The following is a 26,456-nucleotide window of genomic DNA, read 5'->3' on the forward strand; positions in this document are numbered from 1 at the left end:
AGCGCACGTGTACGGGGACGACATCGCCTCGGTGCTGATCACCGAAGAAGAAATTGCCGATAAGACCAGGGAACTGGCCGAACTGATCGCCAAGCGCTATCCGCCCGACGCCCCCGAGGGTGATCTGCTGCTGATCGGCGTGCTCAAGGGCGCGATCTTCTTCATGACCGATCTGGCCAAGGCACTGCCGATTCCCACCCAGCTGGAATTCATGGCCGTGTCCTCCTACGGTTCGTCCACCTCGTCGTCGGGCGTCGTGCGCATCATGAAGGACCTGGACAAGGACATCGCGGGCCGCAATGTGCTGATCGTCGAGGACATCATCGACTCCGGTCTCACCCTGTCCTGGCTGATGCGCAACCTGTCCACCCGCAATCCGGCCTCGCTCGAGGTGGTGACCCTGCTCCGCAAGCCCGACGCGCTACGCACCCAGGTGGAGGTCTCGCACGTGGGCTTCGACATCCCGAACGAATTCGTCGTCGGTTACGGCCTCGACTACGCCGAGCGCTACCGCGACCTGCCCTATATCGGCACCCTGCATCCGAAGGTATACGGCGGCGGAGCCTGACCTGCCCGCCGGGCTAGGCGGTCGCGGCTCGCTGGGTGACCGGATCACCGGGCGATACCACCCGCTCCAATGCGCGTAGATCGGCTTCGAGCGCGCGGAACAGCACGTATGTGCCGACGAAGGCGATGATGCCGCCCACGCACAGCACCCGGACGGCGACGATCACCTCGGCGATATCGGTGGGTGGCAGGAACGTCACTCCGGCCACCGCCAGCAGTGGCACCGATGCCGCCACCGCGAGGTAGCCGTTGCAGCGCCGGTCCAGTTCGCGCAGCCATACCGCGTCCTCCGCGCCGACATCACCGTGGCGAAGGAATATCGGATATACGCAGCGCACCATGTAGAAGGTCGCCAGGAAGAACGGGTAGGCGACCGCGATCGCACCACACACCGCCTGCGAGGCCAGGAAATGCATCACCCCGCGCGCGGGCAGATCGTCGGTGGTCAGCCGCAGCGCGATCGGGAAGGTGAACGCGGCCACCACCCACAGCGAGAACGCGACGATCACCGCGTTGTCGCCGAGCCGCAGCGTGTCCCGTCTGGCGCGGCGCAGGGTGTCGGGGTCATAGCGTTTGCCGTGGCGCAGCCCACGGGTCACCCGGAGGACATGCCGCGACAGGTACAGCACGACCGCGATGCCGACCGGGAACAGTACCGAATTGACGATCCCGGTGATCACCACGAAATTTCGCTGCGCCTCCTCCGACAGCCTGCTGACGATGAGCTGATGATTGTGTTCGATGTTGTAGAGCGAGGCCAGCGCGTTGGGCACGCCGAGCGCGAACAACAGCACCGGCACCATCCACGGCCGCAGCCGCAGCCGCCAGCTGTCCGGCGCCGGATCGACGAGTTCGCGTGCCCGCGGGTCGAGGCAGGTGTCGAACTGTCTGGCCAGCACAGCGCCATCGGGCCAGCGTCGGTCCCGGTCGGGGTCGAGGCAGGTCAGCAGGACCCGGCGCAGTGCGGCCGGGCAGTCCGGTGGCAGCCGTTCCAGCGCCGCCTCGTCGACGCCGGTGCTCCGGCGTTCCAGCATCGCCTCGAGGGTGGTGTCGTCACCCTGGTCGCCCGCACCCGCTGTGGTGTCGTCGAACGGTTTCGCGCCGGTCAGCAGCTCCCACAGCAGAACGCCGAGGGAGTAGATATCGGCGCGGGTGTCGAGATCGCCCGCCTCGCGCTGCCGCCCGGGATGGCAGGCCTCCAGCTGTTCGGGTGACATATAGGTCAGCGAGCCACCGAAGTACGACACCGGGCTGGTGCCTTCCACATTGCGGCTGAAGCTGATGTTGAAATCGGCGAGCTTGGGCACCCCCTCCGCGGTGAGCAGCACATTCGCCGGTTTGACGTCACGGTGCAGCACACCGTGCGCGGCGGCGTAATCGAGCGCCTCGGCCAGCCGCCGGCCGAGCCAGGCCACGGTCTCCGGCCAGCTCAGCAGGGCGATCTCGGCGCGCACGCTGGAATCGGTCGGCCGGATCTCGCCCTTCTCCTCCATCGCGGTGTCCACCGCGTCGAGCAGCAGTCTGCCGTCGCGTTCGGCGGGCGGGGTCGCGCGGACCCAGCGCAGCGCGCCGAGCAGGGTGCCGCCCGGTAGGAACTGCATGTACAGGAATCGCAGCCGCCGCGAGCCGCGGGCACGATCGGATTCGAGCAGTTGCTGATCGAATACCCGCACGATGTAGTCGTGGTCGAGTTGGGCAAGCGTCTGCGGTTCGGTGCCGTGATCGGCGGACACCTTCACCGCCACCAGGCGTTGTAGTGAACGTTGTCTGGCCAGGAACACTCGGGCGAAGGCGCCGCTGCCCAGCCCGGTGAGCAGGTCGAAATCGCCGATGCTCGTGCCGACCTCGATCCGGTCGAGCGCCGCGTCGGTGCCCGGCCCGCTCTCGGCGCCGGGGTCGAGCCGGGTGGTCGGATCGAAGGCCGCGGTGGAGGTGCGGGTGGCGTCGTCGGCCCGGGTGGTCTCGGCGTCCTCGGGGTGCGGCGAGTCCGCTCCCGCAACGGAATTCGCCGCGGGGTCGGTTTCTGGGGTGGTCTCCGGTTCGGCGCTCATGGTCCCAAGGGGGTTGCTGGGTGGATGCCGCGAAACATGCACTGGTCGGCCGACGGGGTTGCCGATAAACTCCGCCACACCCGACGCCTTCGACGGCGACCGGTAATCGGAATGATACGTCCACCGACAGGGTGTCTCACCCGGTTTGGCCCAACGTGGCGTCGGGCCATGAGCTGGTTGAACGCGGGCCGGACCCGAGGGCGGGCAGGCACGGTAGGAGGGCATCGATGGGGGCACATGAGCCTGCGGATACGAACGCGGGCAATGACCCGACCACTCCACCGGGACCGGTCGCGACGACCGCGGCCCGGGTACGCGAGGGCGTGACGACGCCGACCGCCGAGGTGGAGGCGGCACTGGCCCGGATCACCGAGGGCAATCCCGAGGTCTACGCGTTCGACGTGGTGCGCGCGGAGCGGGCACGCGCGGAGGCGGCGGAACTGGAACAGCGCGTCGACCTGGACGGGCTGGCGCTGGCCGGTGTTCCGGTGGCGATCAAACACAATGTCGCGGTGGCGGGCGAAACCGTGCTCGATGGTTCGGCCGCCACCGATCCCACCCCGGCGACAACCGATCATCCGGTGGTGCGGCGGCTGCGGGAGGCCGGTGCGGTGGTGGTCGGGTTGACCACCGTGCCGGAGCTGAGCCTGTGGGGTATGACCGACGGACCGGACGGGACCACCCGCAATCCGTGGAACCCCGAGCGCACCTGCGGTGGATCCTCCGGCGGTGCGGCGGCGGCGGTCGCGGCCGGACTGGTTCCGGTCGCGCACGGCAACGACGGGCTCGGTTCGGTCCGCATTCCGGCGGCCTGCTGTGGCGTCGTGGGGGTCAAACCCGGTCGCGGGGTGGTGCCCGCCGAGGTCGGACCGGACTCCTGGGGCGGGATGACCGAAAACGGTGTGCTGGCAACGACTGTCGCCGACGCCGCGCTCACCCTCTCGGTGCTCGCGGGTCGGCCGGAGCTGGCCGAGGTCGACCCGCCCGCCCCGCTGCGGGTCGCGCTCGCCGTCGGCGCGCCGAGTCCGCTGATCAAGGTCGACCGGCATTGGACCGCGGCCGCGCGTACCGCGGGTGCGGCCGCCGCGACCGCGGGTCATACGGTCGAGACGACGAAACTGCCCTACGGCGACGCGGTGACCGCGGTGATGCTGCGCTGGCCGATGCTGGCGCTCCCCGAGGCCGATGAGCTGCCGTACCCCGAGCGGCTACAGCGGCGCACCCGCCGCCATCTCGCACTGGGCAGACTGCTGGTGAAGCTCAATATGGTGCGGCCCGCGCAGGTCGAGCGGGTGGAGGCCAGATTGGTCGAGTTCTTCGACGATCACGATGTGGTGATCACGCCCGCGCTCGCCCTGCCGCCGCCGGCGGCGAAGGCCTGGCATGCCAAGGGTTGGTTGACGAACTTCATCAACAGCCCACGCTATTCACCGTTCACGCCGCTGTGGAATCTGGTGGGCTGGCCCGCCATATCGGTGCCCATGGGCCTGCACCCGGAGTCCGGTACACCGGTGGCGGCCCAGCTGGCCGGTCCACCGGGCAGCGAATCGACGCTACTGCGGTTGGCTGCCCAGCTCGAGGCGCAGCACCCGTGGCCGCGGACGGCCGCGCAACGGCCGTCCGGGCCGGGTTAGTCCGGGATCAGACCGCGACGGCGGGTTTGCTGGCGAACCCGCCGTCGGCGGCGCGACCGGCGAATTCGAGAATGGTCGGCCGATTGTCGTCGGCGCGCCAGGCCACCGCGAGTTCACAGGGCGCGAGCCCGGTGACGGGGCGGGCGGTGAGGCCGGGCCAGCGGTACATCGGGACGTTGTTCTCGGCGAGCAGGCAGACGCCGAGCCCGAGGCTCACCGCTTCCAGCTTGTCCTCGGGGGTGGCGGCTTCGGCACCGATCTTGGGCTGACGACCGCCGCGGCCGTCGTTGCCGAGCCAGAACTCGCGCACTGCGCCCGCTTCGGGCGGCAGTGCGACGAACGGTTCGTCGATCAGATCGGCGAAGTCGATGGTGTCCTGTGTGGCCAGCCGGTGGTTCTCCGGTAGTAGCACCCAGCGGTCCTCGGTGCGTAGCACCTCCCACCGGTACCGGTTCGGGTCGGGTAGCGGTAGCCAGACCAGCGCCAGATCGGCCTGGCGGCCCGCCAGACCGCTGGACGGGTCGGTCCATGACGCGGAGTGCAGGGCGAGCCGGTGGCCGCTCGCGCTCTCCAGATCGTTGAGCAGTCCGCGACCGAGCGTGGACTGGATGCCGACGCGCAGCACCTCGCCCGCTTCCTGGAGCGAGGAGTTGGTGAGCTCCCACAGTTCCAGGATCTTGCGGGCGCCCTCGAGCAGTTCCTTGCCCGCGACGGTGAGTGCGACGCTGCGTTGGTTGCGATCGAACAGGACCACGTCGAGCTGGCGCTCCAGCTGCCGGATCTGGCGTGACAGCGTGGGTTGTGCGATGTGCAGCCGCTGGGCGGCGTTGGTGAAGTGCAGTTCCTCAGCGACAGCGACGAAATACCGCAGGTCGCGCAAATGCGGGTCCATAGCCTATTGCTATCAGAATTGGTGCCGGATTTCTAGCCCAATCAAACCGGAAAGTTTGGAATCTCGGCCCAAAACGGTCATCAGGTTTGTTAGTCACAGCATATGGGTTTCCATGGTGATGTGCATCATCGGACTCGGCGAATCTTCGGTGTGTGCGATCCGGGCCGAGGGCGATGGCGTCCACGGGTGTGGTGACCAGTGGTGATGTGTCAGGTGAATGGCAGGTCTGGCGTGCACGAGTGTTTCAGATTTACGACGGAAGGGCGGGTGTCCGGGTGCGCGTCGGGACGGATCCCGATGATGAGTGATTTTCATCACTATCAGGTTTGTGGGACGTCGTAATCCGTCACAACTGCGGACGCGATACGGCGCCGCGACCGCCCCGAGGGGCGATCACGGCGCCGCGTAGTCCGCGCCACAATCAGGCGTTCCTGGCGCGCTCCTCGTACGCCTTGCGCTGATCGGTATCCACATCGCCGAGGAAGGCATCGGACGAGCCGAGTGCCCGTGCCAGTCCATCGGCCCACGATTCCGGCAGCAGATTGACCACCTGCGCGATCGCACCGGCCACCGCCGTCACCCGGACCTTGGACTTCGGCGCGGCGATCACATCCACGATGGCGTCGGCGATCTCCTCCGGCTCGGCCGGACGCAGGATCTTCGGGGTGCTGACGCCGGAACCGAGTTCGGTCTTGGTCAGCGTCGGCAGGATCGACGAGAAGCTGACACCCGAACCCCGGTACTCCTCGCGCAGCGTATCGGTGAACCCGAGCACCGCATGCTTGCTGGCGTTATAGGTCGCCAGACCGGGGATATGGGTCTCACCGGCCAGCGACGCGATATTGATGACATGCCCGCTGCGTCGGGGCAGCATCCGCGCCAGCGCCAGCTTCGACCCGAGGATGACGCCGTAGACATTGATATCGAGGATGCGGCGGGTCACCTGATCGGGTTCGTCGGCCAGCTTGCCGGTCGGCATGATGCCCGCGTTGTTGATCAGCACATCGATCGGCCCGATGGTGCGTTCGACCTCGTCGAGAAAGGCCTCGAACGAGGACGGATCGGTGACGTCGAGGCGTCCGTACACCTCGAAATCGCGGTGGGAGCCCGACTCCTTGACCGTCGTCTCGTCGATATCGCCGATGGCGATCTTCGCCCCGAGCGTCTGCAACGCCGTCGCGGTGGCCAAGCCGATCCCGCGTGCGCCGCCGGTGATGACGACGACCTTGCCGCGAATCTTCGTCGCGTCTGCCATTTACTTCGCACCCTTCGTATCGCCCTTGAGCCGCAGCAGCGCGGGCACATCGAGCCTGCGCAGCCCGCGCGCACCCGCCGCCCGCATCGCGCCGAGCGCGAACAGGATCTTGGGCAGCTCGTACGGGAACCAGATCAGTTCTTTTTCCTGCGTGGGCAGGATCGGTTTCGTGATCGCCTGTGCCCGGCAGTATTTGCGCACCCCGTTCGGGCCGCCCCACCGGGCGCCGACCCCGGAGTTGCCCCAGCCGCCCATCGGCAGCGCGAAGCTGAACATATTGCTGAAGACGTCGTTGATGTTCACCGCGCCCGCCGACAGTTGCCGGGCGACCCGCTCGCCGCGATCCTTGTCGCCGGTCCAGACCGACGCCGACAGGCCGAAACTGGAATCGTTGGCCAACCGGATCGCCTCGGCCTCATCGGCGACCTTCATCACCGGCAGGGTCGGGCCGAAGGTCTCCTCGGCGATACAGGACATGGAGTGGTCGACGTCGATCAGCACGGTCGGCTCGAAGAAGGTGCCGACGCCGGTGCGCTTACCGCCGGTGGTCACCGTGGCCCCGGCCGCGACGGCCTCGTCCACGTGGCGCTGCACGATCCGCACCTGGTTCTCATTGGCCAGCGCGCCCACATCGTGGTTCGGGGTGCGATCGTCGAGTCCCTGTCGCAGCGCCGCGACATCGGCGGTCAGCTTGGCGACGAACTCGTCGTAGACCGGCGCCTCCACATAGACCCGCTCCACCGAGATGCACACCTGCCCGGCATTGAACATGCCGCCGAAGGCGATGCCGTGTGCGGCTCGATCGATATCGGCGTCGGCCAGCACGATCGCCGGATCCTTACCACCGAGTTCGAGGCTGTAGGGGATCATCCGCTCCACACAGGCGGCGGCGATCTTGCGTCCGGTGGGGGTCGAGCCGGTGAACTGGATGTAATCGGCGTTGTCCACGACCGCGGCGCCGGTCGCGCCCGCACCGGTCACCACCGCGAATACCGGCGGCGCGCCGATCTCGGCCCAGCCGCGGGCCAGCTCCAGCGCCGACAGCGGCGTCACCTCCGACGGCTTGAGCAGCACCGCGGCGCCCGCGGCCAGCGCCGGGATCACATCGACCACCGGCATGGCCAGCGGGAAATTCCACGGCGTGATCACACCGACCACCGGATACGGCTTGAAGGCGATCGACAGTTTCTTCACCCGGGCCAGCGGGCTGTGCGGTGACGGGTTCTCATCGGCGAGGAACTTCGCCGCGCGACGGGCGTAATAGCCGGTCAGATCGACCGAGAAGGCCGGGTCGATCAGCGCGTCGACCCTCGGCTTACCCGTCTCGGACTGCAAGACGTCGGCCAGCTGTTCGGTGTTGTCGATCAGCCAGTCCTGGAGCTTCAGCAACCATTCCTTACGGCCATCGGGACCGATGGCCTCCCACTCCTGCTGGTACAGCCGCAGTTCGCGGACCTTGGCCGCCACATCCTCGGCCGAGACCTCCGGCACCGTGCCGACGATCTCGCCGGTGGCCGGATTGCGCACCTCGATCACGGCGGGTGCCTCGGTGGTCTTCTTACGCGTTGTCGTTCGTTTCGTCGTGCGGGCTGGTTCGGTGTCGGTCACTGTCTGTTCTCCCACTACGTCGTGGCCTCGGATTCCGTCGGCTCGCTGTGAAGCAGCTCACTGAACTATGATCGTGGCACAATCGCCGACGACATTCTTGGCTCGATATGTCAACGGGTGCGGCCCGGTTTGGACTTTCGATACAAATTCGGTGGATCAGACCGACCGCGAGGTGATCGATGACGAATCCAGTACCCGACACGCGACCCGGTCTGCTCGAGTCCGCCGCTGCACGTGCCGAAGGCGAATCGGCCGCCATGAACGAGCCGGTCCGGTACTGGCTGGCCGAATTCGTCTACGAGATGATGCGGGCCGAAAACCTCGACCAGGTCGTGGACCGTCTCGATTCCGCGATCGTCGCGCGCATTCCCGAACTCGCCGACCGGGATATGCGCCGCGATCTCGCCGCGAGCACCCGCGCCCACGCACGAGTCGTACTCAGCGGCCTCACCAGCGACACGATCGATCCGGTGCTGCCCGAGCAGGCGCACGCCTTCGCCAGGACCATTGCCCGCCGCGGCTTCGAACTCAGGCTGCTGCTGCGCACCTACAACGTGGGGCTCGCGGCGGTACTCGACTTCTTCACCGACGCCCTCGATCAGCGCCCGACGCCCTACCCGATCGAACGCGCGGTGCTGCTGCGCATGTTCGAACGGGCCACCCAGTGGGTCGGCGCGTCGGTGGAAACCCTCACCGAGACCTATATGGAGGAGCGCGAACGGGTGCTGCGCGCCGCGCTCAACCGCCGCACCGAAACCGTGCGGGCCGTGCTCGCCGGTGACGACATCGATATCGAACAGGCCTCGACCAGGCTCGGCTACCGGCTGAACCAGCAGCATCTCGGCGTGGTGCTCTGGGCCGACGAACCGGCGGACTCGGGCGGCGACGGCGAGATGAGTGGACTGCTCGACCGGGTGACCGCCCGGCTGGCCGCCGAGATCGGCAGCAGCCGCGTGCTCACCGTCGCGTCGGGGGCCAGCAGCATGTGGGCGTGGATCGGACTCGACGCGCAGCAGGGCGCGGTGGACGTGGATCGGACCAGCCGGTCGATCGAGGCGCCGGTGCGGATCGCCTTCGGCATACCGGGGGATCGGGTGGCGGGCTTCCGGCGCAGCCATGCCGAAGCGATGGCGGCGCGTCAGGTCGCCGAACGCGGGCCGGTGGACGCGCCGCGGGTGACGGCCTATCGCGAGGTGGAGATCGCCTATCTCGCCGGTGTCGATGAGACCGCCATGCGGGCGCTCATCGCGCGTGAGTTGCGCGGGTTGGCCCGCCGCGATCCGAACGCGGCCCGGCTACGCGAGACCCTGCGCGCGTATCTGCATTGTCAGCGCAGCCCGGAGGCCGCGGCGAAACTACTGGGCGTGCACAAGAACACGGTCCGCTACCGCATCCAGCGGATCGAGGAACTGCTCGGTCATCCGATCGACGAGCGTGCGCTGCCATTGCACACCGCGCTCGCCTGCGTCGCCGCCTACGGCGTCGGGGTGCTGCCCGAGACCAGCTGACCCGGCGCGACCCGTGTGCTGCGGCCAGGTGCGTGCCACGCGCCGGACACTCCGGCGGTGTCGGCCGATCCTGCGCGCGGCGGGCGCTAGGCCGGTGCTTCGCGGGCGGCGATCCGGCGCAGTGGCGGTTCGGTGCTCGGCGGCACCCGGCGATCGGGCAGTTCCGCCAACAGCTGGGTGGTCGCGGCGGCGATTGCGGCGACGGCCTTGTCGACGGCGGGTTTGGTGGTGGAGCTCAGGCCGGTCAAGCCACCGACCTTGCGCACGTATTGCAATGCGGCGGCATAGATTTCCTGCTCGGTAGCGGCAGGCTCGAGGCCACGCAAGACGGTGATGTTTCTACACATGAATGCACATTAGCCCTCCGGTACCCCGGTCGGCAGGCCAAGAAAACGAAGATGTGAAAAACCTTCGAACGCGGTCGGCGAACAGGCCACCACGCGGGCCGGGCCACCTACACTCGCCCTATGCCTGCCCGCGCCCTACCCACGTTGACAACATTCCCGTACAAGGATCTCGATCAGCGCGAGGACGACCACTGGTCCGGTGCGCAGATCTCCGACGATCAATTGCGCGCGCTGGCCCTCGGTGCGTTCTATTCGGCCCGCTGGGACGCATTCCACGACGAATTGTTGCTCGGCCCCGAACGTGAGCATCCGCTCGGCGATCGCCGTGAATTGGCCATCGATACCCTCACCGGCGCGTGGGGCATCACCGATGGCACCGAGGCGCGCGCCTCGATGGAACAGTTGCTCGACGGTATGCACGCCCCGCTGTACGCACTGGTGCATCCGCTGGTCACGGCGTCGATCAATGCCAGCGAGCGCGACCGTTTCGGTGAGCGCGCCGACCGGCATCGGGCGTTCCTGCGTCAGGTCGGCTCGTTCCGCGGGATGGAGAATCCCGAAGCGCTGGTCCGCGACTACGACATCTGGTCCCAGGCGATCAAGATCGGTTTCACCGACCATCTGTCCCGGCCGCTGCCCGGCGATATCTACGCCTGGGATCTGGCTCGGGTGGTCGCGGTGGCGCGGATGGCATTCACCGCCGGATATCTGGAAGCCGATATCGCGTGGAGTTATCTCGCGCGTGCGCTGCCGCTTGCCCGCAGGCGCTACCGCAATTGGCGCCAATTCGGCGACGCCTATCTGACCGGCTGGACCTACTGGCAGGCCACCGAGGATCTCGCCGAACTGAAGGACGGCGGCGTCGATCGCAGAATGGAACTGCTGCGCCTGTGGACCCGCCCGACGAGCCCGTGGCGGCGCATCGGCCTGAACTGAACGGCGGGCCCCCGCACCGCGGGAGCCCGCCGCCAGAGCTCGGCTACACCCCGGGCAGGGAACGCAGGATCCCGCGGCCGTAGCGCTGGAACTGCGTATCGTCGACCATGCCGAGCGAATGCCGCTCCACCAGCAACTCCCACTCCGCGTACAGCTGCGAGGTGCCCGGATCGGCGGGCCCCGCCGCGCCGTCGGCGGATTCGAGCCGGATCGCGAAGTTCACCGCACAGGTGACGCGCTGGATATCGGCGCGATCGAGCCCGGTGAAATGCAACGTCTGATTACCGTCGTGCACATCCATGCCGGTATCGGTGCGCGCGGTGCCGATCTCGCCGGGCGCGCTCGCCGGGCCATCGGTGCTGCGCGCCCACATGATGGCCGGTATCGCCAGTTCGTGGGCATAGCGTTCGCCGCTGCCGATGGAGATGAATAGCAGCCGTCCGGTGGTGGCGGCCAACAGTCCCTGGCCGTGCCCGGCGGGCGGATGGGCGACGGCCAGCGCCGTCTCCAGTACGTATTCATCGGGTGCGGCGAGCCGGTGCAGTGCACTGATCGCGGATTTGGCTTCCTTGCGCGGCGCCATCCGGCGCACCGCGCGCTCCACATCGGCGCGGATGGGTACGCCGGAATTCCAGGTCGGTGCGGGCGGGGTCAGATCCGGCGCCGCGACATCGACACGCTGGAAGTCCAGGATCTGATCGTTGATCCGGTCGACGATCTCGACCGCGGCGGGCACATCGTGCTCGGCGATCAGCACCGGGAGCGGGGTTCGGTCGGCGGGCACCCCGGTGAGGACGGGGGTGGGATATCGGAGGTAGATCTCGATCACGACCGCGTCGTCGGCGCGCCGGTTCAGGCGGACCTTCAACAGGTCGGTCACCGGGACGTCGAGCACTCGTTCGCCGTCGGTGTGCTCGCTGTCGGTGCCGGGTCGTAGGACGATCAGCCGCCCTCGGCCGTGACGCACTATCGCTGTGGGTGTCCGTAGCTCGACTATGTCCATACCCCCTGCGCTCTATGTGGTTGGGGTTTGCTCTCGGGCCCTACCTGGTACGCAAGCCGGGTGCCTGCGGTCGTTCCTGACGCGCCGCCGGCGGCCGGTGCTCGCGGGCACTGCACTGTGCCGTCGCTCACGATAGGCCGAACATGCCATGATTGTGACCACTCGGCACAAACCAGGCCGGAGAGATCGGGAACCACGGGCGTTCTCCGGCCGTTTACCTGTTGAACTCTCATGACCGGCCGAACTGCGCGATGTATCGGGTAGACCGTACGCGGTAACGTGGCATGTCCGCATCCGAACGCATCGCTAGGCAAGAACCGGAGACACCGGAAAGGACTGGCCGCCCGGCCGACGCTCTATGAACCGCAAGACTGTGTTTCGCACCCTGGCGATAGTCTCGGGCATTCTGCTCGTGATCTATCTGTTCAGCTATTTCGGCAACGACACGCGCGGCTGGAAGAACGTCGACACCTCGGTGGCGTTGAGCCAGCTCCAAGACCAGGGCAATGTCAAGAACGTTCAGATCGATGACCGCGAGCAGCAGCTGCGGATCGAGCTGAACAACGGCAACGACGCCACCGGCGGCGAGTCCAAGATCATCGCCAAGTATCCGGGCGGCAGCCAGACCGCCGCGCAGATCTTCGACGAGGTGCAGAAGTCCGGCGCCCCGTACAACACGGTGGTCAAACAGGACAGCTGGCTCACCCAGATCCTGCTGTTCGTGCTGCCGATGATCATCCTGCTCGGCCTGTTCATCTTCGTGATGTCCCGGATGCAGGGCGGTGGCCGCGGCGGCATGATGGGCTTCGGTAAATCGAAGGCCAAGCAGCTGTCCAAGGACATGCCCAAGACCACCTTCGCCGATGTGGCCGGCGCCGATGAGGCCGTCGAAGAGCTGTACGAGATCAAGGACTTCCTCCAGAACCCGGTGCGCTATCAGGCGCTCGGCGCCAAGATCCCCAAGGGCGTGCTGCTCTACGGTCCGCCCGGTACCGGTAAGACGCTGCTGGCGCGCGCGGTCGCTGGCGAGGCCGGTGTGCCGTTCTTCACCATCTCCGGCTCGGATTTCGTCGAAATGTTCGTCGGCGTCGGCGCCTCCCGCGTGCGCGATCTGTTCGAGCAGGCCAAGCAGAACAGCCCGTGCATCATCTTCGTCGACGAGATCGACGCGGTCGGCCGTCAGCGTGGCGCGGGCCTCGGCGGTGGCCACGACGAACGCGAACAGACCCTCAACCAGCTGCTGGTGGAGATGGACGGTTTCGGCGATCGCACCGGCATCATCCTGATCGCCGCCACCAACCGCCCCGACATCCTCGATCCGGCGCTGCTGCGTCCCGGCCGGTTCGACCGGCAGATCCCGGTCAGCAATCCCGATCTCGCCGGTCGTCGCGCCATCCTGCGGGTGCATTCGCAGGGTAAGCCGATCGCGCCGGAGGCCGATCTGGACGGTCTGGCCAAGCGCACCGTCGGCATGTCCGGCGCCGATCTGGCCAATGTCATCAATGAGGCCGCGCTGCTGACCGCACGCGAGAACGGCTCGATGATCACCGGCGAATCGCTCGAGGAGTCGGTGGACCGGGTCATCGGCGGTCCGCGCCGCAAGAGCCGCATCATCAGCGAGCACGAGAAGAAGATCACCGCCTACCACGAGGGCGGCCATACGCTCGCGGCCTGGGCGATGCCCGATATCGAGCCCGTCTACAAGGTCACCATCCTCGCCCGCGGCCGCACCGGCGGCCACGCGATGACGGTGCCCGAGGACGACAAGGGCCTGATGACCCGCTCGGAGATGATCGCCCGCCTGGTGATGGCCATGGGCGGCCGCGCGGCCGAGGAGCTGGTGTTCCACGAGCCCACCACCGGCGCGTCCTCCGATATCGATCAGGCCACCAAGATCGCCCGCGCGATGGTCACCGAATACGGCATGAGCGCGCGCCTGGGCGCGGTGCGCTACGGCCAGGAGGCCGGCGATCCGTTCCTCGGCCGGTCGATGGGGCAGGCCTCGGACTATTCGCACGAGGTCGCGGGCGCCATCGATGAGGAGGTGCGCAACCTGATCGAGGCCGCGCACACCGAGGCGTGGTCCATCCTCAACGACTACCGTGACGTCCTCGACGATCTGGCCACCGCGCTGCTCGAACGCGAGACCCTGCACCGCAAGGATCTGGAACAGATCCTCGCCGCGGTGGTCAAGCGTCCGCGGATCACCGCGTTCAACGACTTCGGTGATCGGGTGCCCTCCGACAAGCCGCCGGTGAAGACCCCGGGCGAGTTGGCCGCCGAGCGCGGTGAGCCGTGGCCGCCGGAGCCGGTCGCACCGTCGCTGCCCGCCGCGGCGACGGCGGCCAGGGAACCGGCACCGGCCAACGGTTACCCGCCCGCTGGTGGCTATCCGGCGCAGCCCGGCCGTCCGGCTCAGCAGCCGGGTGGATATCCGATGCCACCGCAGCCGGGATACCAGCGTCCGGGCGCCACGCACGGCTCCCGCCCCGATTACGGTGCGCCCGCGGGCTGGTCGGCGCCCGGCTGGCCGCCGCGTGAGGAACCGCAGGAGCCCTCGGGCGAGCGCGGTTTCGGTGGCTGGCCCGATCCGGCCGAGGGCAGGCCGCGGCACGGCTATCAGCCCGAGCGCGGTTACGACGACCGCGGTGGTTACGACGATCGTGGCGGCTACCCCGACAACTCCAATCCCGAGAACGCGAATCGGGACTGGGAAGGACCGAACGGCAGGGGTTGACCAGCGCCGATTACGCTCGATCCTCGGGGCCGGGCGATCTGCCCGCGCCCTGAGATTTGGAGGTGTCCTCGATTGTCGGCCAACGATCACAGCAACGGCCAAGTCCCCACCGTGCCCGGTCGACCTGTTCGGGAAGGCTCCGGTTCGGAGGCGAACGAGCCGGAGCTCATCGCACTGCACACCGGTGCGCGGTTCGATCAGCCGCGGGCCGAGGCCGCGATCCGGGAACTGTTGATCGCCGTCGGCGAGGACCCGGACCGGCAGGGTCTGCGTGATACTCCGGCCAGGGTGGCGCGCGCCTACCGCGAGATGTTCGCCGGGCTCTATCTCGAACCCGATGCGGTGCTCAACACCACCTTCGATGAGGAACACCAGGAACTGGTGCTGGTGCGCGATATTCCGCTGTACTCCACCTGCGAACACCATCTGGTGTCGTTCCACGGTGTCGCCCATGTCGGCTACATCCCCGGTACACACGGCCGGGTGACGGGTCTGTCCAAACTGGCCAGGCTCGTCGACCTCTACGCCAAGCGCCCGCAGGTGCAGGAGCGGCTGACCAGTCAGATCGCCGACGCGGTCATGCGCAAACTGGATCCGCGCGGCGCGATCGTCGTGGTGGAGGCCGAACATCTGTGCATGGCCATGCGCGGTATCCGCAAACCGGGTGCGAGCACCACCACCTCGGCCGTGCGCGGCCTGCTCCAGACCAACGCCGCCTCGCGCGCCGAGGCGCTCGATCTGATCCTGCGCAAGTGAGCCACACACCGCGGCCGGGGGTGACGCCGCGCGCGGGTCGATCGTGCGTGGTGATGGGAGTCGTGAACGTCACGGCCGATTCGTTCTCCGACGGCGGCCGCTACCTCGATCCCGAGCTGGCCATCCGGCACGGGCTCGAGCTGTTCGAGGCGGGCGCCGACATCATCGACGTCGGCGGTGAATCGACCAGGCCAGGTGCGGTACGGGTGGACGCCGAGACCGAGACGGCACGGGTGGTCCCGGTGATCCGCGGGCTGGTCGCCGCGGGTGTGCCGGTGAGCGTCGACACCATGCGCGCACGGGTCGCCGAAGCTGCCATCGCGGCCGGGGTGTGCGTGGTCAACGATGTCTCCGGCGGCCGCGCCGACGCCGATATGGCCGAGGTCGTCGCGGGCGCCGATATCCCGTGGATCCTCATGCATTGGCGCGCCGGGGCCGATTACCGGCACACCGGCCCGGCCGACCATTACGACGATGTGGTCGCCGAGGTGCGTGCGGAGCTGGACACGCAGGTGCGCCACGCCATTGCCGCCGGTGTCGATCCGGCGCGGCTGATCCTGGATCCCGGCCTCGGCTTCGCCAAGAACGCCGAACACAATTGGGCGCTGCTCGGTGCGCTGCCGCAGTTCGTCGCCGACGGTTTCCCGGTACTGATCGGCGCCTCCCGTAAACGTTTCCTCGGCACACTGCTGGCCGATGACGCCGGTCCGCGCCCGCCCGACGGCCGCGAGACCGCGACCGCGACCATTTCGGCGCTGGCCGCGTTGCACGGCGCCTGGGGCGTGCGGGTGCATGATGTCCGCGCCTCCTTGGACGCCGTCGCGGTGACCGATGCCTGGCAGCGCGCGGCGGATTCGGCAGGGGTGGTGCGTTGAACGAGGTGGCAGGGCTCGCGCCGTCGCGGCGTGCCTCCGATCGGATCGAACTGCGCGGACTGCGTGTCTTCGGGTATCACGGTGTGTTCGATCATGAGAAGCGCGACGGCCAGGAGTTCCTGGTCGATCTGACGGTATGGCTCGATTTCACCGCCGCCGCGGCCTCCGACGATCTCGCCGCCACCGTCGATTACGGTGCGCTCGCCGAACTCGCGGTCGGCATCGTCGCCGGGCCGCCGCGCGATCTGATCGAGACGGTGGTCGGTGAGATCGCCGATGCGGTGATGGCGGTCGACTCGCGGATCGATGCGGTGGAGGTCGTCGTGCACAAGCCGTCCGCGCCGATTCCGCATACTTTCGCCGACGTGCGCGTGGTCACCTCCCGCCAGCGCGAACGGGCGGCCCGATGAGCCGCGCGGTCCTGTCCATCGGATCCAATCTGGGTGATCGTCTCGGCTATCTGCGCAGTGTGATCGACGGTTTCGGGTCGCGCGTGGTCGCGGTGTCGCCGGTCTATTCGACCGCACCGTGGGGTGGGGTCGAACAGGACGATTACCTCAATGCCGTTGTCGTGGTGGAAGATCCGGACTTCGAATGCGCCGACTGGTTGCGCAGGGGCCAGGAACTGGAGCGGGCGGCCGACCGGGTGCGCGAAGTGCGCTGGGGCGCGCGGACATTGGATGTCGACGTGGTGTGGTGTGCCGAGGACGGGCCAACGGGGCCGGTGGCCTGTCGCAGCGTCGATCCGGAGCTGACCCTGCCGCATCCGCAGGCGCATCGGCGGGCCTTCGTGCTGGTGCCGTGGCTGGATGTCGACCCAGCGGCGGAACTCGAGGTCGACGGACACGTGCGCCGCGTACGGGAACTGGTGGCGGAGTTGGATGCCGACGAACGTGACGGCGTGCACCGGACCACGTTGACCTTGGCGGTCGGGGGAGCGGGCCGGTGCAGCAGCTGAAACCGACGCGCGTCCTCGACCTGACCGCGAATGTCGTGATCGCGGCGGTGGTGGCCTGGGTCGCCACCCGCATCGCCTACGGCAGTTTCCCGCCAATCTCCAGTTTCGCGGGGGCATCGCTGTATCCGGTGGCGGCAATCGAGGTGGCGCTGGGTTTCATCATCCGCGCCAGGGTCAATGAGCATCGCATCGGTGACGGACCGCATCAGCTGCATCCGATCACCGCGGCGCGGGCCGTGGCCTTGGCCAAGGCTTCGGCACAGGTGGGTTCGCTGGCGGCCGGGGTCTGGCTCGGATTCCTCATCTGGGTGTTCCCGCAGCGTGGTGATCTGCGGGCGGCCGCTGCCGATGTGCCGGGCGCGTCGATCGGGCTCGGGGCCGCGGTGGCGTTGGTCGCGGCGGCACTGTGGCTCGAATATTGCTGCCGCGCACCCGACGATCCTTCCGATGATCCAGCTACCACATAGCTAACATGGTTGGGTGAATCACCACCCCGGAACCTGGGCCGCCGCTGCCATCCAAGCTACCCTGGCGGGCATGGTTTCACCCTCCCGTACCAGCAGCTCCCCCCGACGGTGGGACTATGCGGGAAAACTGTTCATCGGCGCGCTTATTCTGCTCGGCTTGGTTGCCAGTATTTTCCTGATTTTCAGCGATAGTCTGCAATTTATTCGGATCGGATTGGTGGCCGCGCTCTGGGCGGCCGTACTCGGCGCGCTGGCCGCGACGAAGTACCGCAAGGAATCGACGATCGACAAGGCCAAGGTCCGCGATCTGCAAACGGTCTACGAACTACAGCTCGACCGCGAGATCTCGGCCCGCCGCGAATACGAACTCGGCGTCGAGGCCAGGGTCCGCCATGAAGTCGGCGCCGATGCCGCCGAGATGGCCGCGCTGCGGGCGGAGCTGACGGTGCTGCGGGAGAGCTTGCAGCGGCTCTTCGACGGTGAGCTGCCGATGGATCGTCCGGCGCTGCGGGCCGACGCCACCCGCGTCCAGGAACTCACCGGCCGACCGGCCGGTTCGGCGAACATTAACTCGGCGAATGCCAGCGGTTGGGTCGGGCCACAGCAGCCGCGCGACGCGGTGACCCCGGTCTATGACACCGATCATCCGCAGCCCCCGATCTTCGCCAGCCCCTACGACGACCCGGTCACGGCGGAGACCTCGATCATCACCCTCGACCGCGATGAGACCGACGCCACGGAGTCGTCCACCGTGCCCACCGGCTGGGCCGACGCGTTCGCCGAAACCCCGGCCGACCCCGAGGACGAGCCAGCCGCCTCGTCCTGGCCTCGCGCTGATTCGACGGAAGCGGACCGGTCTCCGCTGGTCGGGCCGCTCGCGCCCATCCGGCCGGGCGAGTCCGGTAATCGACTCGCCTCGGAAATCGTCGGCCCACCGGCTTCCGGAGCGTCCGAGTCGGTGGTGTCTGCGCCTGAGTCGGTGGGGTCCGCGCCGGAATCGGTGGCGTCCACTCCAGGATCGGTGGTGTCTGCGTCCGAGTCGGTGGGGTCCGCGCCTGAGTCCGCGGTGTCCACGTCAGGATCGGTGGTGCCTGCGCCTGAGTCCGCGGCGTCCACATCAGGATCGGTGGCGTCCGCGCCCGAATCGGTGCCGTCCGTGCCCGAGCAGGTGGCGTCTGCGAACACCGCCTCCAAACCCGATCCCACCCCGCCCGCCCGCCCGACGCAGCCCGGCCCCACGTTCGGTTCGGCCAGTTCACGCCGCCGCCGGCGGGCCGAATCGGAGTCGGGTGAATCATCGTCCAAACGGCTGTCGGTGGCCGAGATCATGGCGAACCTGCAATCCGAACAGCGCAACGGATCGCACTGACTGCGGCGTAGATCACGGGCCGGGGCCATGGCGCATGGCGTGTGATGCCCATATCCTCGTGACGTAACGTCTGGTACCCGCGGAGCGGGACTGGAACGACATCCGAGAGGACACTGTTGACCTCGCCAAGCGTGACTTCTGGCAATGCCGCGTCGGGACCCGATCCCGCGCCCGCACGACTGACGGTGGGAATCGTCTCGGCGGGACGCGTCGGTTCGGCCTTCGGGGTCGCATTGGAACGCGCCGGACATGTGGTGTTCGGCGTCGCCGCGATCTCCGACGCGTCGGTGCATCGGGCCCGCACCCGCCTGCCCGAGTCCAGGATTCTGCCGGTCGAAGAGGTCGCCTCCAGCAGTGAGCTGCTGATCCTCGCTGTGCCCGACGCCGAATTGGCCGGACTGGTCCGCGGCCTCGCCTCGGCCGGTGTGGTGCGGCCGGGCACCATCGTCGCGCACACCTCCGGCGCGAACGGCGTCGCCGTACTCGCCCCGCTCACCGAACTCGGCGCCCGCCCGCTGGCCATTCATCCCGCCATGACCTTCACCGGGCACGACGAGGATCTGGCCCGGCTGGCCAATTCCTGTTTCGGTATCACCGCCGCCGACGAGATCGGCTATGCCATCGCACAGTCGCTGGTCATCGAGATGGGTGGGGAGCCGGTGCGGGTGGCCGAGGAGCACCGCACGCTCTATCACGCCGCGCTCGCGCACGGCAGCAATCATCTGGTCACGGTGATCGTCGATGCGGTCGCCGCCCTGCGCGCCGCGTTGGACGGTCCGGGGCTGCTCGGTCAGCAGGCCGTCGACGATCAGCCCGGCGGGCTGGCCGAGCGACTGCTGGCACCGCTGGCCTCGGCCGCCCTCGACAATGCGCTGCGCCGCGGCCAGTCCGCGCTCACCGGCCCGGTCGCCAGGGGTGACGTCGACGCGGTCGCCGCCCATCTGCGCGCCCTCGACGAACTCGACCCCCGCCTGGCCGCGAGCTACCGGGCACTGTCGCTGCGCACCGCCGAGCGGGTCGATTCCGATGCCACCCTGATCGATCTGCTGGAGGAGCGTCGATGATGGATCCGAAATTGCGCGGCGCCTACAAACCGGGTGAGCTGACCGTGCACCATGACCCGTCGGTGGTCGCCGCGGTGGCCAAGGCGCTGCGCGGCGTCGGCCGCACGGTCGGCTTGGTGCCGACGATGGGCGCACTGCACGAGGGCCATCTGGAGTTGGTGCGCCGCGCCAAGCGGACCAATACCGTGGTGATCGTTTCGATCTTCGTCAACCCGTTGCAGTTCGGTGCGGGCGAGGACCTCGACAAGTACCCGCGCACCCTCGACGCCGATGTGGAATTGCTGCGCGCGGAGGGCGTGGATCTGGTCTTCGCGCCGAGTGCGGCCGATATGTACCCCGAAGGCCCGCGCACCACCGTGCATCCGGGCCCGCTCGGCGCCGAACTCGAGGGCGCGACCCGTCCCACGCATTTCGCGGGCATGTTGACCGTGGTCGCCAAACTGCTCCAGATCACCCGGCCCAGCGAGGCGTTCTTCGGGGAGAAGGACTATCAGCAGCTCACCCTGATCCGCCAGATGGTGCGGGATCTGAATTTCGACATCCCCATCGTCGCCGTGCCCACCGTGCGCGAGGCCGACGGTCTTGCCTTGTCCTCGCGCAACCGCTACCTCGATCCGCAGCAGCGCGAGGCCGCCACGGCCCTGTCGGCCGCGCTGTTGGCAGGTGCCCGCGCCGGTGGACTCGGCGCCGAGGGCGTATTGCACGCCGCACGGGCTGTCCTCGACGCCGCCTCCGGACTCGATCTCGACTACCTCGAACTGCGTTCGTCGAACCTCGACCTCGCCCCGGCCTCCGGCAACGCCCGGTTGCTGATCGCGGCCGAGGTCGGCGCCACCCGGCTGATCGACAATATGCCGGTCACCCTCGGCGCCACGATCGACGGCCACCCCAATCCAAGTACTCCGCCCGCCCAGGTATCGGTATAGGAAGGCGACGACGATGTTGCGCACCATGATGAAGTCGAAGATCCACCGTGCCACGGTGACCCACGCCGATCTGCACTACGTCGGCTCGGTGACGGTGGACCAGGATCTGCTCGATGCCGCCGATCTGCTCGAAGGCGAGCAGGTCTGCATCGTCGACATCGACAACGGCGCCCGCCTCGAGACCTATGTGATCGCCGGTGAGCGCGGTTCGGGTGTCATCGGGATCAACGGCGCCGCCGCCCATCTCGTGCATCCGGGTGATCTGGTCATCCTGATCGCCTACGCGATGATGGACGAGCAGGAGCTGAAGGAGTACGCGCCGAAGGTCGTCTTCGTCGACGATCGCAATCGCCCGGTGGAACTAGGCTCTGATCCGGCGCACGCCCCCGAGGGTTCGGGGCTGCTCACCCCACGCGACCTGTCGTTCGTCTGACGGCCGCGGGGGACGGATCCTGCCATGCTGCTGACGATCGACGTCCGCACCACCAGCATCGAACTCGGATTGTTCTCCGGCAGCGGCGCCCACGCGAAACTGGCGCGGCACTGGCGAATTCATACCAATCCGCTGCTCACCGCCGATGAATTCGCCATGCAGGTGCGCGGGCTGGTCGGCGCCCATCTGGACGAGGTGGTCGGTGTGGCCGCGCTGTCGACGGTGCCGCCGGTGCTGCGCGAGCTGCGGTTGATGTTGGAACGGTACTGGAATCACGTACCGCATGTGGTGGTGGAACCCGGTGTGCGCACCGGAATCCCGCTACTGGTCGACAATCCGAAAGAGGTCGGCGCGGATCGGATCGTGAACAGCCTCGCCGCCTACGACAAATTCGGCACCGCGGCCATCGTCATCGATTTCGGCGTATCGACCTGTGTGGACCTGGTCTCGGCCAAGGGCGAGTTCCTCGGCGGCGTACTCGCGCCTGGAGTGGAGATCTCCACCGAGGCCCTCATCGAACGTGCCGCGCTGCGTCGGGTGGAGCTGGCGCGCCCACGGTCGGTGGTCGGCAAGAACACCGTGGAATGCATCCAGTCCGGCGCGGTCTTCGGTTTCGCGGGCCTGGTCGATGGTCTGGTCGACCGTATCCGCGACGATCTCGATGCCTTCGCCGGTGACGATGTCGCGATCGTGGCCACCGGTGCGGGGGCACCGCTCATCGTGCCGGAATCGGAGACCATCGAACATCACGAACCGCGGCTGACGCTGACCGGTCTCCGGCTGGTCTACGAACGCAATCAGCGCAACCGCCGCGCATGATCATCGCGACGGTCGCGGGCTGTGGCGCAGGTCATCCGGCCGGTTCCGACGTGCCTGCTACACTCATCGACGTGTATTCCCGCGTGAGCACCCAGGAGTGTTGTCGAGGCTGACCCGCCTCGACCGTTCGAGGCACGCCAGATGTCCTCGACCGCTGCATACCTCCTGGAGATTCGCTCATGCGTTCTTCTGTCCTTTCCCTTTCTCCCGCACGTGATGCCCGCACGCTGACCGCCCGTGCCGAGCGTGCCGCCAACCCGTTGCCGACCCGGTCGACCGCCCCGGCGCTGCCAACCAGGCTGCGTCCGGCCGATCTGCTCCGGCTCACCGACGAGGGCGCCGATGATGTGCTCGCGGGTCGCTACGACCATCTGCTGCCCGCCGATGGGACGTGGCCGACCGAGGAGCGCTGGGCCACCAGGCTGCTCTCCGATGACGAGGTCGATGTCTGGCTGATCAGCTGGACCCCGGACAAGTACACCGAACTGCACGATCATGCCGGTTCCATCGGCGCGCTCACCGTCCTGAGTGGAGCGCTGTCGGAATATCGTTGGAACGGAACCGAATTACGTCATCGCACGCTGGTCGCCGGTGATCAGGCCTCCTTCCCGATCGGCTGGGTGCACGATGTCGTGCGCGCACCAGAACCGCCGGTTTCCTCCGGTATCGAGGTGCCGGTCGCCGTCGCGGATTCGATCGGCCCCCTGGATCCGACCCTGAGCGTGCACGCCTACTCCCCGCCGCTGACCGCCATGTCCTATTACGAACTCACCGGACACGGCAGCCTGCGGCGTACCCGAACCGTCCTCACCGACCAGCCCGAAGGTGATATGTGATGAGCCCGCAGACCATCGATCAGATGCTGGAGAGCGCGCGCTCGCAGCTGCACAGGCTGTATGCGTTCGAATTGCCGCAGGCACTCGAACGCGGCGCGATCCTGGTCGACATCCGCCCGCAGGCGCAGCGGATTCGTGAGGGCACGATGCCGGGCGCCCTCGTGATCGAGCGCAATGTGCTGGAATGGCGGCTCGATCCGTCCAGTTCGGCCCGGCTCGCGTTGGCCACCGATCACGATGTGGAATGGATCGTGCTGTGCTCGGAGGGCTACACCTCCAGTCTCGCCGCCGCATCGTTGCAGCAACTGGGCCTGCACCGGGCCACCGACCTGGTCGGCGGCTACCAGGCGCTGAAGGCGGCCGGGCTGCTCACGGTGGCGTCGCGGGCCCCGCATTTCGCCCGTGAGGTTGCGGCCCTCGCCTCGCTGTAGAAACCGCGCCTCGCCGGGCCGGGAGCAGCGGATCAGCTGGGCCGGGCGGGGCGCGGAGCGGTTTCCGGTGCACGCTAGGGTAGTTCGATGTGAGCACCCCCGATTCCCCCTCCACCGGTAGCTCCGCGGCATCGGCTCCCGCGGGCCGTGCCAACCGCTCCGTCGACGTCGACGACGTTCCGGAGCAGATGCGGATTCGCCGGGAGAAGCGGGAGCGCCTGATCGCCGAAGGCGGGCAGGCGTATCCGGTGGTCGTGCCGCGCACCCACACCCTGGCCGAGATCCGCGCCGAACATCCCGACCTCGAACCCGACACCAAGACCGGCAGCATTGTCGGTGTGGCCGGGCGGGTCATCTTCATGCGCAATACCGGCAAGCTGTGCTTTGCCACCCTGCAAGAGGGCGACGGCACCAAATTGCAGGCCATGATCAGCCTCAACGGTGTCGGCGCCGATGCGCTCGCCGCCTGGAAGGCCGATGTCGATCTCGGTGATTTCGTCTTCGTGCACGGTGAGGTCATCTCCTCGCGCACCGGCGAGCTGAGCGTTATGGCCGACGCCTGGAACATGGCTGCCAAATCGCTGCGTCCGCTGCCGGTCGCGCACAAGGAGATGAACGAGGAGTCGCGGGTCCGGCAGCGCTATGTCGACCTGATCGTGCGCCCGGAGGCCAGGGAGATGGCACGGACCAGGGTCGCGGTGGTGCGTGCCCTGCGCAATGCGCTGGAGCGTCGCGGATTCCTCGAGGTCGAGACGCCGATGTTGCAGACATTGCACGGCGGCGCGGCGGCCAGACCGTTCGTCACCCATTCCAATGCGCTCGATATGGACCTGTACTTGCGTATTGCGCCGGAGTTGTTCCTCAAGCGCTGTGTGGTCGGCGGCCTGGAGCGAGTGTTCGAGGTCAATCGCAACTTCCGCAACGAAGGCGCCGACTCCACGCATTCGCCGGAGTTCGCGATGCTGGAGACGTATCAGGCGTACGGCACCTATGACGACTCGGCTCGTATGATCCGGGAATTGATCCAAGAAGTGGCCGAGGAAGCGTTCGGTACGCAGGTGGTGACACTCGCCGACGGCACCGAATATGACCTTCGTGGTGAGTGGGCGACGGTCGAGATGTATCCCTCGCTGTCGGACTCACTGGGTGTGGAGGTCACCCCGGAAACGACGATTCCGGAATTGCTGGCACTGGCCGAACGGGTCGGTTTGGAAATTCCGGAGGGCAAGGGCTACGGCCACGGCAAACTCGTCGAGGAACTATGGGAGCATCAGTACGGCGACAAGTTGTACGCGCCCACATTCGTCCGTGACTTCCCGGTCGAGACTTCTCCGCTCACCAGACAGCATCGCGATAAGTCCGGTGTCACCGAGAAGTGGGACCTGTATGTGCGCGGCTTCGAGTTGGCCACCGGCTATTCGGAGTTGGTCGATCCGGTGATCCAGCGGGAACGCTTCGTCGACCAGGCTCGGCTCGCCGCGGCCGGTGACGACGAGGCGATGGTGCTCGACGAAGACTTCCTCGCCGCGATGGAACACGGTATGCCGCCGACCACCGGAACCGGTATGGGAATCGATCGCTTGTTGATGGCTCTCACCGGTTTGGGAATCCGGGAAACGATACTCTTCCCAATTGTGCGACCAGCCGCTCGCTGAGCGGTAGGATTGCACGGCTCCAGCTCGTGTTGGCATTTTTCGAATTAGAGGTATTCTTGCCTCGGGCAATCGGCCTAGTATGCGGGTCGCACGATTTCGAGAGGACGTTCATCTCATGGCAAAGAAGGTCACCGTAAGCCTGATCGACGATGTCGACGGTGAGTCCATCGCGGACGAGACCATCGAGTTCGCTATCGATGGTGTGTCGTACGAGATCGACCTGTCGTCGGCAAATGCGGCCAAGCTGCGGGAAGAGATGGAGCAGTGGGTTGCCAACGCTCGCCGCGTGAGTGGTCGGCGTCGGGTGAAGGCCGCGGCGACCACCGGTGGCACCACCAAGAGCCGTGTTCCGATGGACCGCGAACAAACCGCGGCAATTCGTGAATGGGCTCGCCGGAATGGTCACAAGGTGCACGCCCGCGGTCGTATCTCCGCGGACATCACCGATGCCTACAACAAGGCAGCCAAGAGCTGACTCATCGAGTGGCTGCCGCCGGGCGGATCGTGCGACGCCCCGGCGGCAGCCTTGTTCGTAGCGGCCGGAGCACGGCACGATGGACCTGTGCGCAGGTCCTCGCCCAGTAGAACCACGTCGTCCCGTCGAGCCGAGGTCATGGCGCCGTGACAACTTTCGTCGGATCCATTCTGCGGTTCGCCGACGCGGGCGGGCATCGGCAGGAACTCATGCTGACCCCCGACCATCCGCGCGTCACCATCGGGCGTTCCACCCACGCCGATCTGTCCCTGCGCTGGGACGCCGAAGTATCCCGGCTGCACGCGGCCGTAGAATATCTGGGCGCCCAGTGGACCATCGTCGACGACGGGCTTTCCCGCAACGGCACCTTCGTCAACGGTGAGCGCCTGACCGGCAGGCGCAGGCTCATGGCGGGCGATCGCATCCGGGTGGGCACCTCACTGATCTCCTTCCACGAATTCGGTGCTGTCGCCGACGACGCCACCCGCGCCTCCACCGGCACCATCCCCACCGCCCGCTCGCTCACCGATACCCAGCGCTCGGTGCTGGTCGCGCTGTGCCGCCCGTACAAACACGGCGCCGGGTTCGCGACCCCGGCCTCCAATCAGCAGATCGCCGAGGAACTGTTCCTCAGCGTCGACGCGATCAAAACCCATCTGCGCGCGCTGTTCGCCAAATTCGGCGTCGAGGACCTGCCACAGAACCAGAAACGAGTCCGCCTGGCCGCTCTCGCCATGCAGAGCGGTCTCATCTCCGACCGCGACCTGTGAGGTAGACGCTCGCTGATGGAGGCGAGCTTCTCAGCGATGGTCGCTCGCGTCCGCTCCCGGTTGACTGAAAGTCGAAATCGAAGC

At 67.5% G+C, this 26,456-nt stretch carries 26 protein-coding genes; 20 read left to right on the top strand and 6 right to left on the bottom strand.

Annotated elements, in window-relative coordinates:
• Positions 1 to 7 precede the first annotated feature (7 nt).
• On the top strand, positions 8 to 568 hold the full coding sequence (hpt, locus tag QH168_RS05630) for a hypoxanthine phosphoribosyltransferase (protein ID WP_280233368.1): 561 nt from the start codon (positions 8 to 10) through the stop codon (positions 566 to 568).
• Between the two features lie 13 nt (positions 569 to 581).
• Here the strand turns inward: hpt and QH168_RS05635 are convergent, their stop codons facing one another.
• A complete protein-coding gene (locus QH168_RS05635) occupies positions 582 to 2,618 on the bottom strand; it encodes a serine/threonine-protein kinase (RefSeq protein WP_280233369.1) in 2,037 nt (678 codons plus the stop codon).
• A gap of 227 nt (positions 2,619 to 2,845) precedes the next feature.
• Here QH168_RS05635 and QH168_RS05640 point away from each other — a divergent pair, with 227 nt between their 5' ends.
• Complete coding sequence (locus QH168_RS05640; RefSeq protein ID WP_280233370.1) at positions 2,846 to 4,252, top strand: amidase; 1,407 nt, start codon at positions 2,846 to 2,848, stop codon at positions 4,250 to 4,252.
• Positions 4,253 to 4,259: 7 nt separating this feature from the next.
• Here QH168_RS05640 and QH168_RS05645 read toward each other — a convergent pair whose 3' ends face one another.
• The 3 genes from QH168_RS05645 to QH168_RS05655 form a co-directional block, all read right to left on the bottom strand.
• Positions 4,260 to 5,144, bottom strand: coding sequence for a LysR family transcriptional regulator (locus tag QH168_RS05645; RefSeq protein ID WP_280233371.1), 885 nt, complete (start codon positions 5,142 to 5,144; stop codon positions 4,260 to 4,262).
• 421 nt (positions 5,145 to 5,565) lie between these two features.
• Positions 5,566 to 6,399, bottom strand: coding sequence for an SDR family oxidoreductase (locus QH168_RS05650; RefSeq protein ID WP_280233372.1), 834 nt, complete (start codon positions 6,397 to 6,399; stop codon positions 5,566 to 5,568).
• Positions 6,400 to 8,007, bottom strand: coding sequence for an aldehyde dehydrogenase family protein (locus tag QH168_RS05655; protein WP_280233373.1), 1,608 nt, complete (start codon positions 8,005 to 8,007; stop codon positions 6,400 to 6,402).
• A gap of 179 nt (positions 8,008 to 8,186) precedes the next feature.
• Here QH168_RS05655 and QH168_RS05660 point away from each other — a divergent pair, with 179 nt between their 5' ends.
• On the top strand, positions 8,187 to 9,515 hold the full coding sequence (locus QH168_RS05660; protein WP_280233374.1) for a PucR family transcriptional regulator: 1,329 nt from the start codon (positions 8,187 to 8,189) through the stop codon (positions 9,513 to 9,515).
• Positions 9,516 to 9,601: 86 nt separating this feature from the next.
• On the opposite strand, the gene QH168_RS05665 is transcribed toward QH168_RS05660, so the two are convergent.
• A complete protein-coding gene (locus QH168_RS05665) occupies positions 9,602 to 9,862 on the bottom strand; it encodes a DUF2277 domain-containing protein (RefSeq protein WP_280233376.1) in 261 nt (86 codons plus the stop codon).
• 120 nt (positions 9,863 to 9,982) lie between these two features.
• Between QH168_RS05665 and QH168_RS05670 the strand changes: the two genes are divergently transcribed.
• Positions 9,983 to 10,798, top strand: coding sequence for a DUF1266 domain-containing protein (locus QH168_RS05670; RefSeq protein ID WP_280233377.1), 816 nt, complete (start codon positions 9,983 to 9,985; stop codon positions 10,796 to 10,798).
• Positions 10,799 to 10,841: 43 nt separating this feature from the next.
• On the opposite strand, the gene QH168_RS05675 is transcribed toward QH168_RS05670, so the two are convergent.
• Positions 10,842 to 11,801, bottom strand: a complete 960-nt coding sequence (locus QH168_RS05675) for a hypothetical protein (RefSeq protein WP_280233378.1) — start codon at positions 11,799 to 11,801, stop codon at positions 10,842 to 10,844.
• Positions 11,802 to 12,159: 358 nt separating this feature from the next.
• On the opposite strand from QH168_RS05675, the gene ftsH reads away from it, so the two are divergent.
• From ftsH to QH168_RS05755, 16 genes are all read left to right on the top strand, one after another.
• Positions 12,160 to 14,538, top strand: a complete 2,379-nt coding sequence (gene ftsH, locus QH168_RS05680; protein ID WP_280233379.1) for an ATP-dependent zinc metalloprotease FtsH — start codon at positions 12,160 to 12,162, stop codon at positions 14,536 to 14,538.
• 111 nt (positions 14,539 to 14,649) lie between these two features.
• Positions 14,650 to 15,294 carry a GTP cyclohydrolase I FolE gene (folE, locus tag QH168_RS05685; RefSeq protein WP_432421041.1) on the top strand — a complete coding sequence of 215 codons (645 nt, stop codon included), beginning with the start codon at positions 14,650 to 14,652 and terminating at the stop codon, positions 15,292 to 15,294.
• 53 nt (positions 15,295 to 15,347) lie between these two features.
• Positions 15,348 to 16,169 (top strand): dihydropteroate synthase, encoded by an 822-nt coding sequence (gene folP / locus QH168_RS05690; protein WP_280233380.1) that lies wholly within the window; start codon positions 15,348 to 15,350, stop codon positions 16,167 to 16,169.
• The gene (gene folB, locus QH168_RS05695; protein ID WP_280233382.1) at positions 16,166 to 16,579 is read left to right on the top strand and encodes a dihydroneopterin aldolase; all 414 of its coding nucleotides are present in this window, start codon (positions 16,166 to 16,168) and stop codon (positions 16,577 to 16,579) included. Before folP ends, folB begins: the two co-directional genes overlap by 4 nt.
• Positions 16,576 to 17,127, top strand: a complete 552-nt coding sequence (gene folK, locus QH168_RS05700; protein ID WP_280233383.1) for a 2-amino-4-hydroxy-6-hydroxymethyldihydropteridine diphosphokinase — start codon at positions 16,576 to 16,578, stop codon at positions 17,125 to 17,127. The genes folB and folK overlap by 4 nt, the downstream gene beginning before the upstream one ends.
• Positions 17,124 to 17,594, top strand: a complete 471-nt coding sequence (locus tag QH168_RS05705; RefSeq protein ID WP_280233424.1) for a DUF3180 domain-containing protein — start codon at positions 17,124 to 17,126, stop codon at positions 17,592 to 17,594. The genes folK and QH168_RS05705 overlap by 4 nt, the downstream gene beginning before the upstream one ends.
• A 70-nt stretch (positions 17,595 to 17,664) precedes the next feature.
• A complete protein-coding gene (locus QH168_RS05710) occupies positions 17,665 to 18,963 on the top strand; it encodes a DUF6779 domain-containing protein (protein ID WP_280233384.1) in 1,299 nt (432 codons plus the stop codon).
• 116 nt (positions 18,964 to 19,079) lie between these two features.
• A complete protein-coding gene (locus QH168_RS05715) occupies positions 19,080 to 20,027 on the top strand; it encodes a Rossmann-like and DUF2520 domain-containing protein (RefSeq protein WP_432421040.1) in 948 nt (315 codons plus the stop codon).
• Positions 20,024 to 20,953, top strand: coding sequence for a pantoate--beta-alanine ligase (panC, locus tag QH168_RS05720; RefSeq protein ID WP_280233386.1), 930 nt, complete (start codon positions 20,024 to 20,026; stop codon positions 20,951 to 20,953). Before QH168_RS05715 ends, panC begins: the two co-directional genes overlap by 4 nt.
• Positions 20,954 to 20,966: 13 nt before the next feature.
• Entirely contained in the window at positions 20,967 to 21,386 is a 420-nt protein-coding gene (gene panD, locus QH168_RS05725; protein WP_280233387.1) for an aspartate 1-decarboxylase, read from the top strand.
• A 24-nt stretch (positions 21,387 to 21,410) separates the two neighbouring features.
• Positions 21,411 to 22,205 carry a type III pantothenate kinase gene (locus tag QH168_RS05730; RefSeq protein ID WP_280233388.1) on the top strand — a complete coding sequence of 265 codons (795 nt, stop codon included), beginning with the start codon at positions 21,411 to 21,413 and terminating at the stop codon, positions 22,203 to 22,205.
• Positions 22,206 to 22,384: 179 nt separating this feature from the next.
• On the top strand, positions 22,385 to 23,041 hold the full coding sequence (locus QH168_RS05735) for a cysteine dioxygenase (protein WP_280233389.1): 657 nt from the start codon (positions 22,385 to 22,387) through the stop codon (positions 23,039 to 23,041).
• Positions 23,041 to 23,472 carry a rhodanese-like domain-containing protein gene (locus QH168_RS05740; RefSeq protein WP_280233390.1) on the top strand — a complete coding sequence of 144 codons (432 nt, stop codon included), beginning with the start codon at positions 23,041 to 23,043 and terminating at the stop codon, positions 23,470 to 23,472. The genes QH168_RS05735 and QH168_RS05740 overlap by 1 nt, the downstream gene beginning before the upstream one ends.
• Positions 23,473 to 23,660: 188 nt before the next feature.
• On the top strand, positions 23,661 to 25,127 hold the full coding sequence (gene lysS, locus QH168_RS05745; RefSeq protein WP_280233425.1) for a lysine--tRNA ligase: 1,467 nt from the start codon (positions 23,661 to 23,663) through the stop codon (positions 25,125 to 25,127).
• Positions 25,128 to 25,242: 115 nt separating this feature from the next.
• On the top strand, positions 25,243 to 25,602 hold the full coding sequence (locus tag QH168_RS05750; RefSeq protein ID WP_280233426.1) for a histone-like nucleoid-structuring protein Lsr2: 360 nt from the start codon (positions 25,243 to 25,245) through the stop codon (positions 25,600 to 25,602).
• Between the two features lie 209 nt (positions 25,603 to 25,811).
• Positions 25,812 to 26,372, top strand: coding sequence for an FHA domain-containing protein (locus QH168_RS05755; protein WP_280233427.1), 561 nt, complete (start codon positions 25,812 to 25,814; stop codon positions 26,370 to 26,372).
• The last annotated feature ends 84 nt before the right edge of the window (positions 26,373 to 26,456 follow it).

The organism is Nocardia cyriacigeorgica (assembly GCF_029868385.1).
GTDB classification, from domain to species: domain Bacteria; phylum Actinomycetota; class Actinomycetes; order Mycobacteriales; family Mycobacteriaceae; genus Nocardia; species Nocardia cyriacigeorgica_F.

Coding starts and splice junctions, on each gene's coding strand:
- QH168_RS05635 (WP_280233369.1), bottom strand. CDS start 2,618: ATGAGCGCCGAACCGGAGACCACCCCAGAAACCGACCCCGCGGCGAAT.
- QH168_RS05640 (WP_280233370.1), top strand. CDS start 2,846: ATGGGGGCACATGAGCCTGCGGATACGAACGCGGGCAATGACCCGACC.
- QH168_RS05645 (WP_280233371.1), bottom strand. CDS start 5,144: ATGGACCCGCATTTGCGCGACCTGCGGTATTTCGTCGCTGTCGCTGAG.
- QH168_RS05650 (WP_280233372.1), bottom strand. CDS start 6,399: ATGGCAGACGCGACGAAGATTCGCGGCAAGGTCGTCGTCATCACCGGC.
- QH168_RS05660 (WP_280233374.1), top strand. CDS start 8,187: ATGACGAATCCAGTACCCGACACGCGACCCGGTCTGCTCGAGTCCGCC.
- QH168_RS05665 (WP_280233376.1), bottom strand. CDS start 9,862: ATGTGTAGAAACATCACCGTCTTGCGTGGCCTCGAGCCTGCCGCTACC.
- QH168_RS05670 (WP_280233377.1), top strand. CDS start 9,983: ATGCCTGCCCGCGCCCTACCCACGTTGACAACATTCCCGTACAAGGAT.
- QH168_RS05675 (WP_280233378.1), bottom strand. CDS start 11,801: ATGGACATAGTCGAGCTACGGACACCCACAGCGATAGTGCGTCACGGC.
- ftsH (WP_280233379.1), top strand. CDS start 12,160: ATGAACCGCAAGACTGTGTTTCGCACCCTGGCGATAGTCTCGGGCATT.
- folP (WP_280233380.1), top strand. CDS start 15,348: ATGGGAGTCGTGAACGTCACGGCCGATTCGTTCTCCGACGGCGGCCGC.
- folK (WP_280233383.1), top strand. CDS start 16,576: ATGAGCCGCGCGGTCCTGTCCATCGGATCCAATCTGGGTGATCGTCTC.
- QH168_RS05710 (WP_280233384.1), top strand. CDS start 17,665: ATGGTTTCACCCTCCCGTACCAGCAGCTCCCCCCGACGGTGGGACTAT.
- panC (WP_280233386.1), top strand. CDS start 20,024: ATGATGGATCCGAAATTGCGCGGCGCCTACAAACCGGGTGAGCTGACC.
- panD (WP_280233387.1), top strand. CDS start 20,967: ATGTTGCGCACCATGATGAAGTCGAAGATCCACCGTGCCACGGTGACC.
- QH168_RS05730 (WP_280233388.1), top strand. CDS start 21,411: ATGCTGCTGACGATCGACGTCCGCACCACCAGCATCGAACTCGGATTG.
- QH168_RS05735 (WP_280233389.1), top strand. CDS start 22,385: ATGCGTTCTTCTGTCCTTTCCCTTTCTCCCGCACGTGATGCCCGCACG.
- QH168_RS05740 (WP_280233390.1), top strand. CDS start 23,041: ATGAGCCCGCAGACCATCGATCAGATGCTGGAGAGCGCGCGCTCGCAG.
- lysS (WP_280233425.1), top strand. CDS start 23,661: ATGCGGATTCGCCGGGAGAAGCGGGAGCGCCTGATCGCCGAAGGCGGG.
- QH168_RS05750 (WP_280233426.1), top strand. CDS start 25,243: ATGGCAAAGAAGGTCACCGTAAGCCTGATCGACGATGTCGACGGTGAG.
- QH168_RS05755 (WP_280233427.1), top strand. CDS start 25,812: ATGCTGACCCCCGACCATCCGCGCGTCACCATCGGGCGTTCCACCCAC.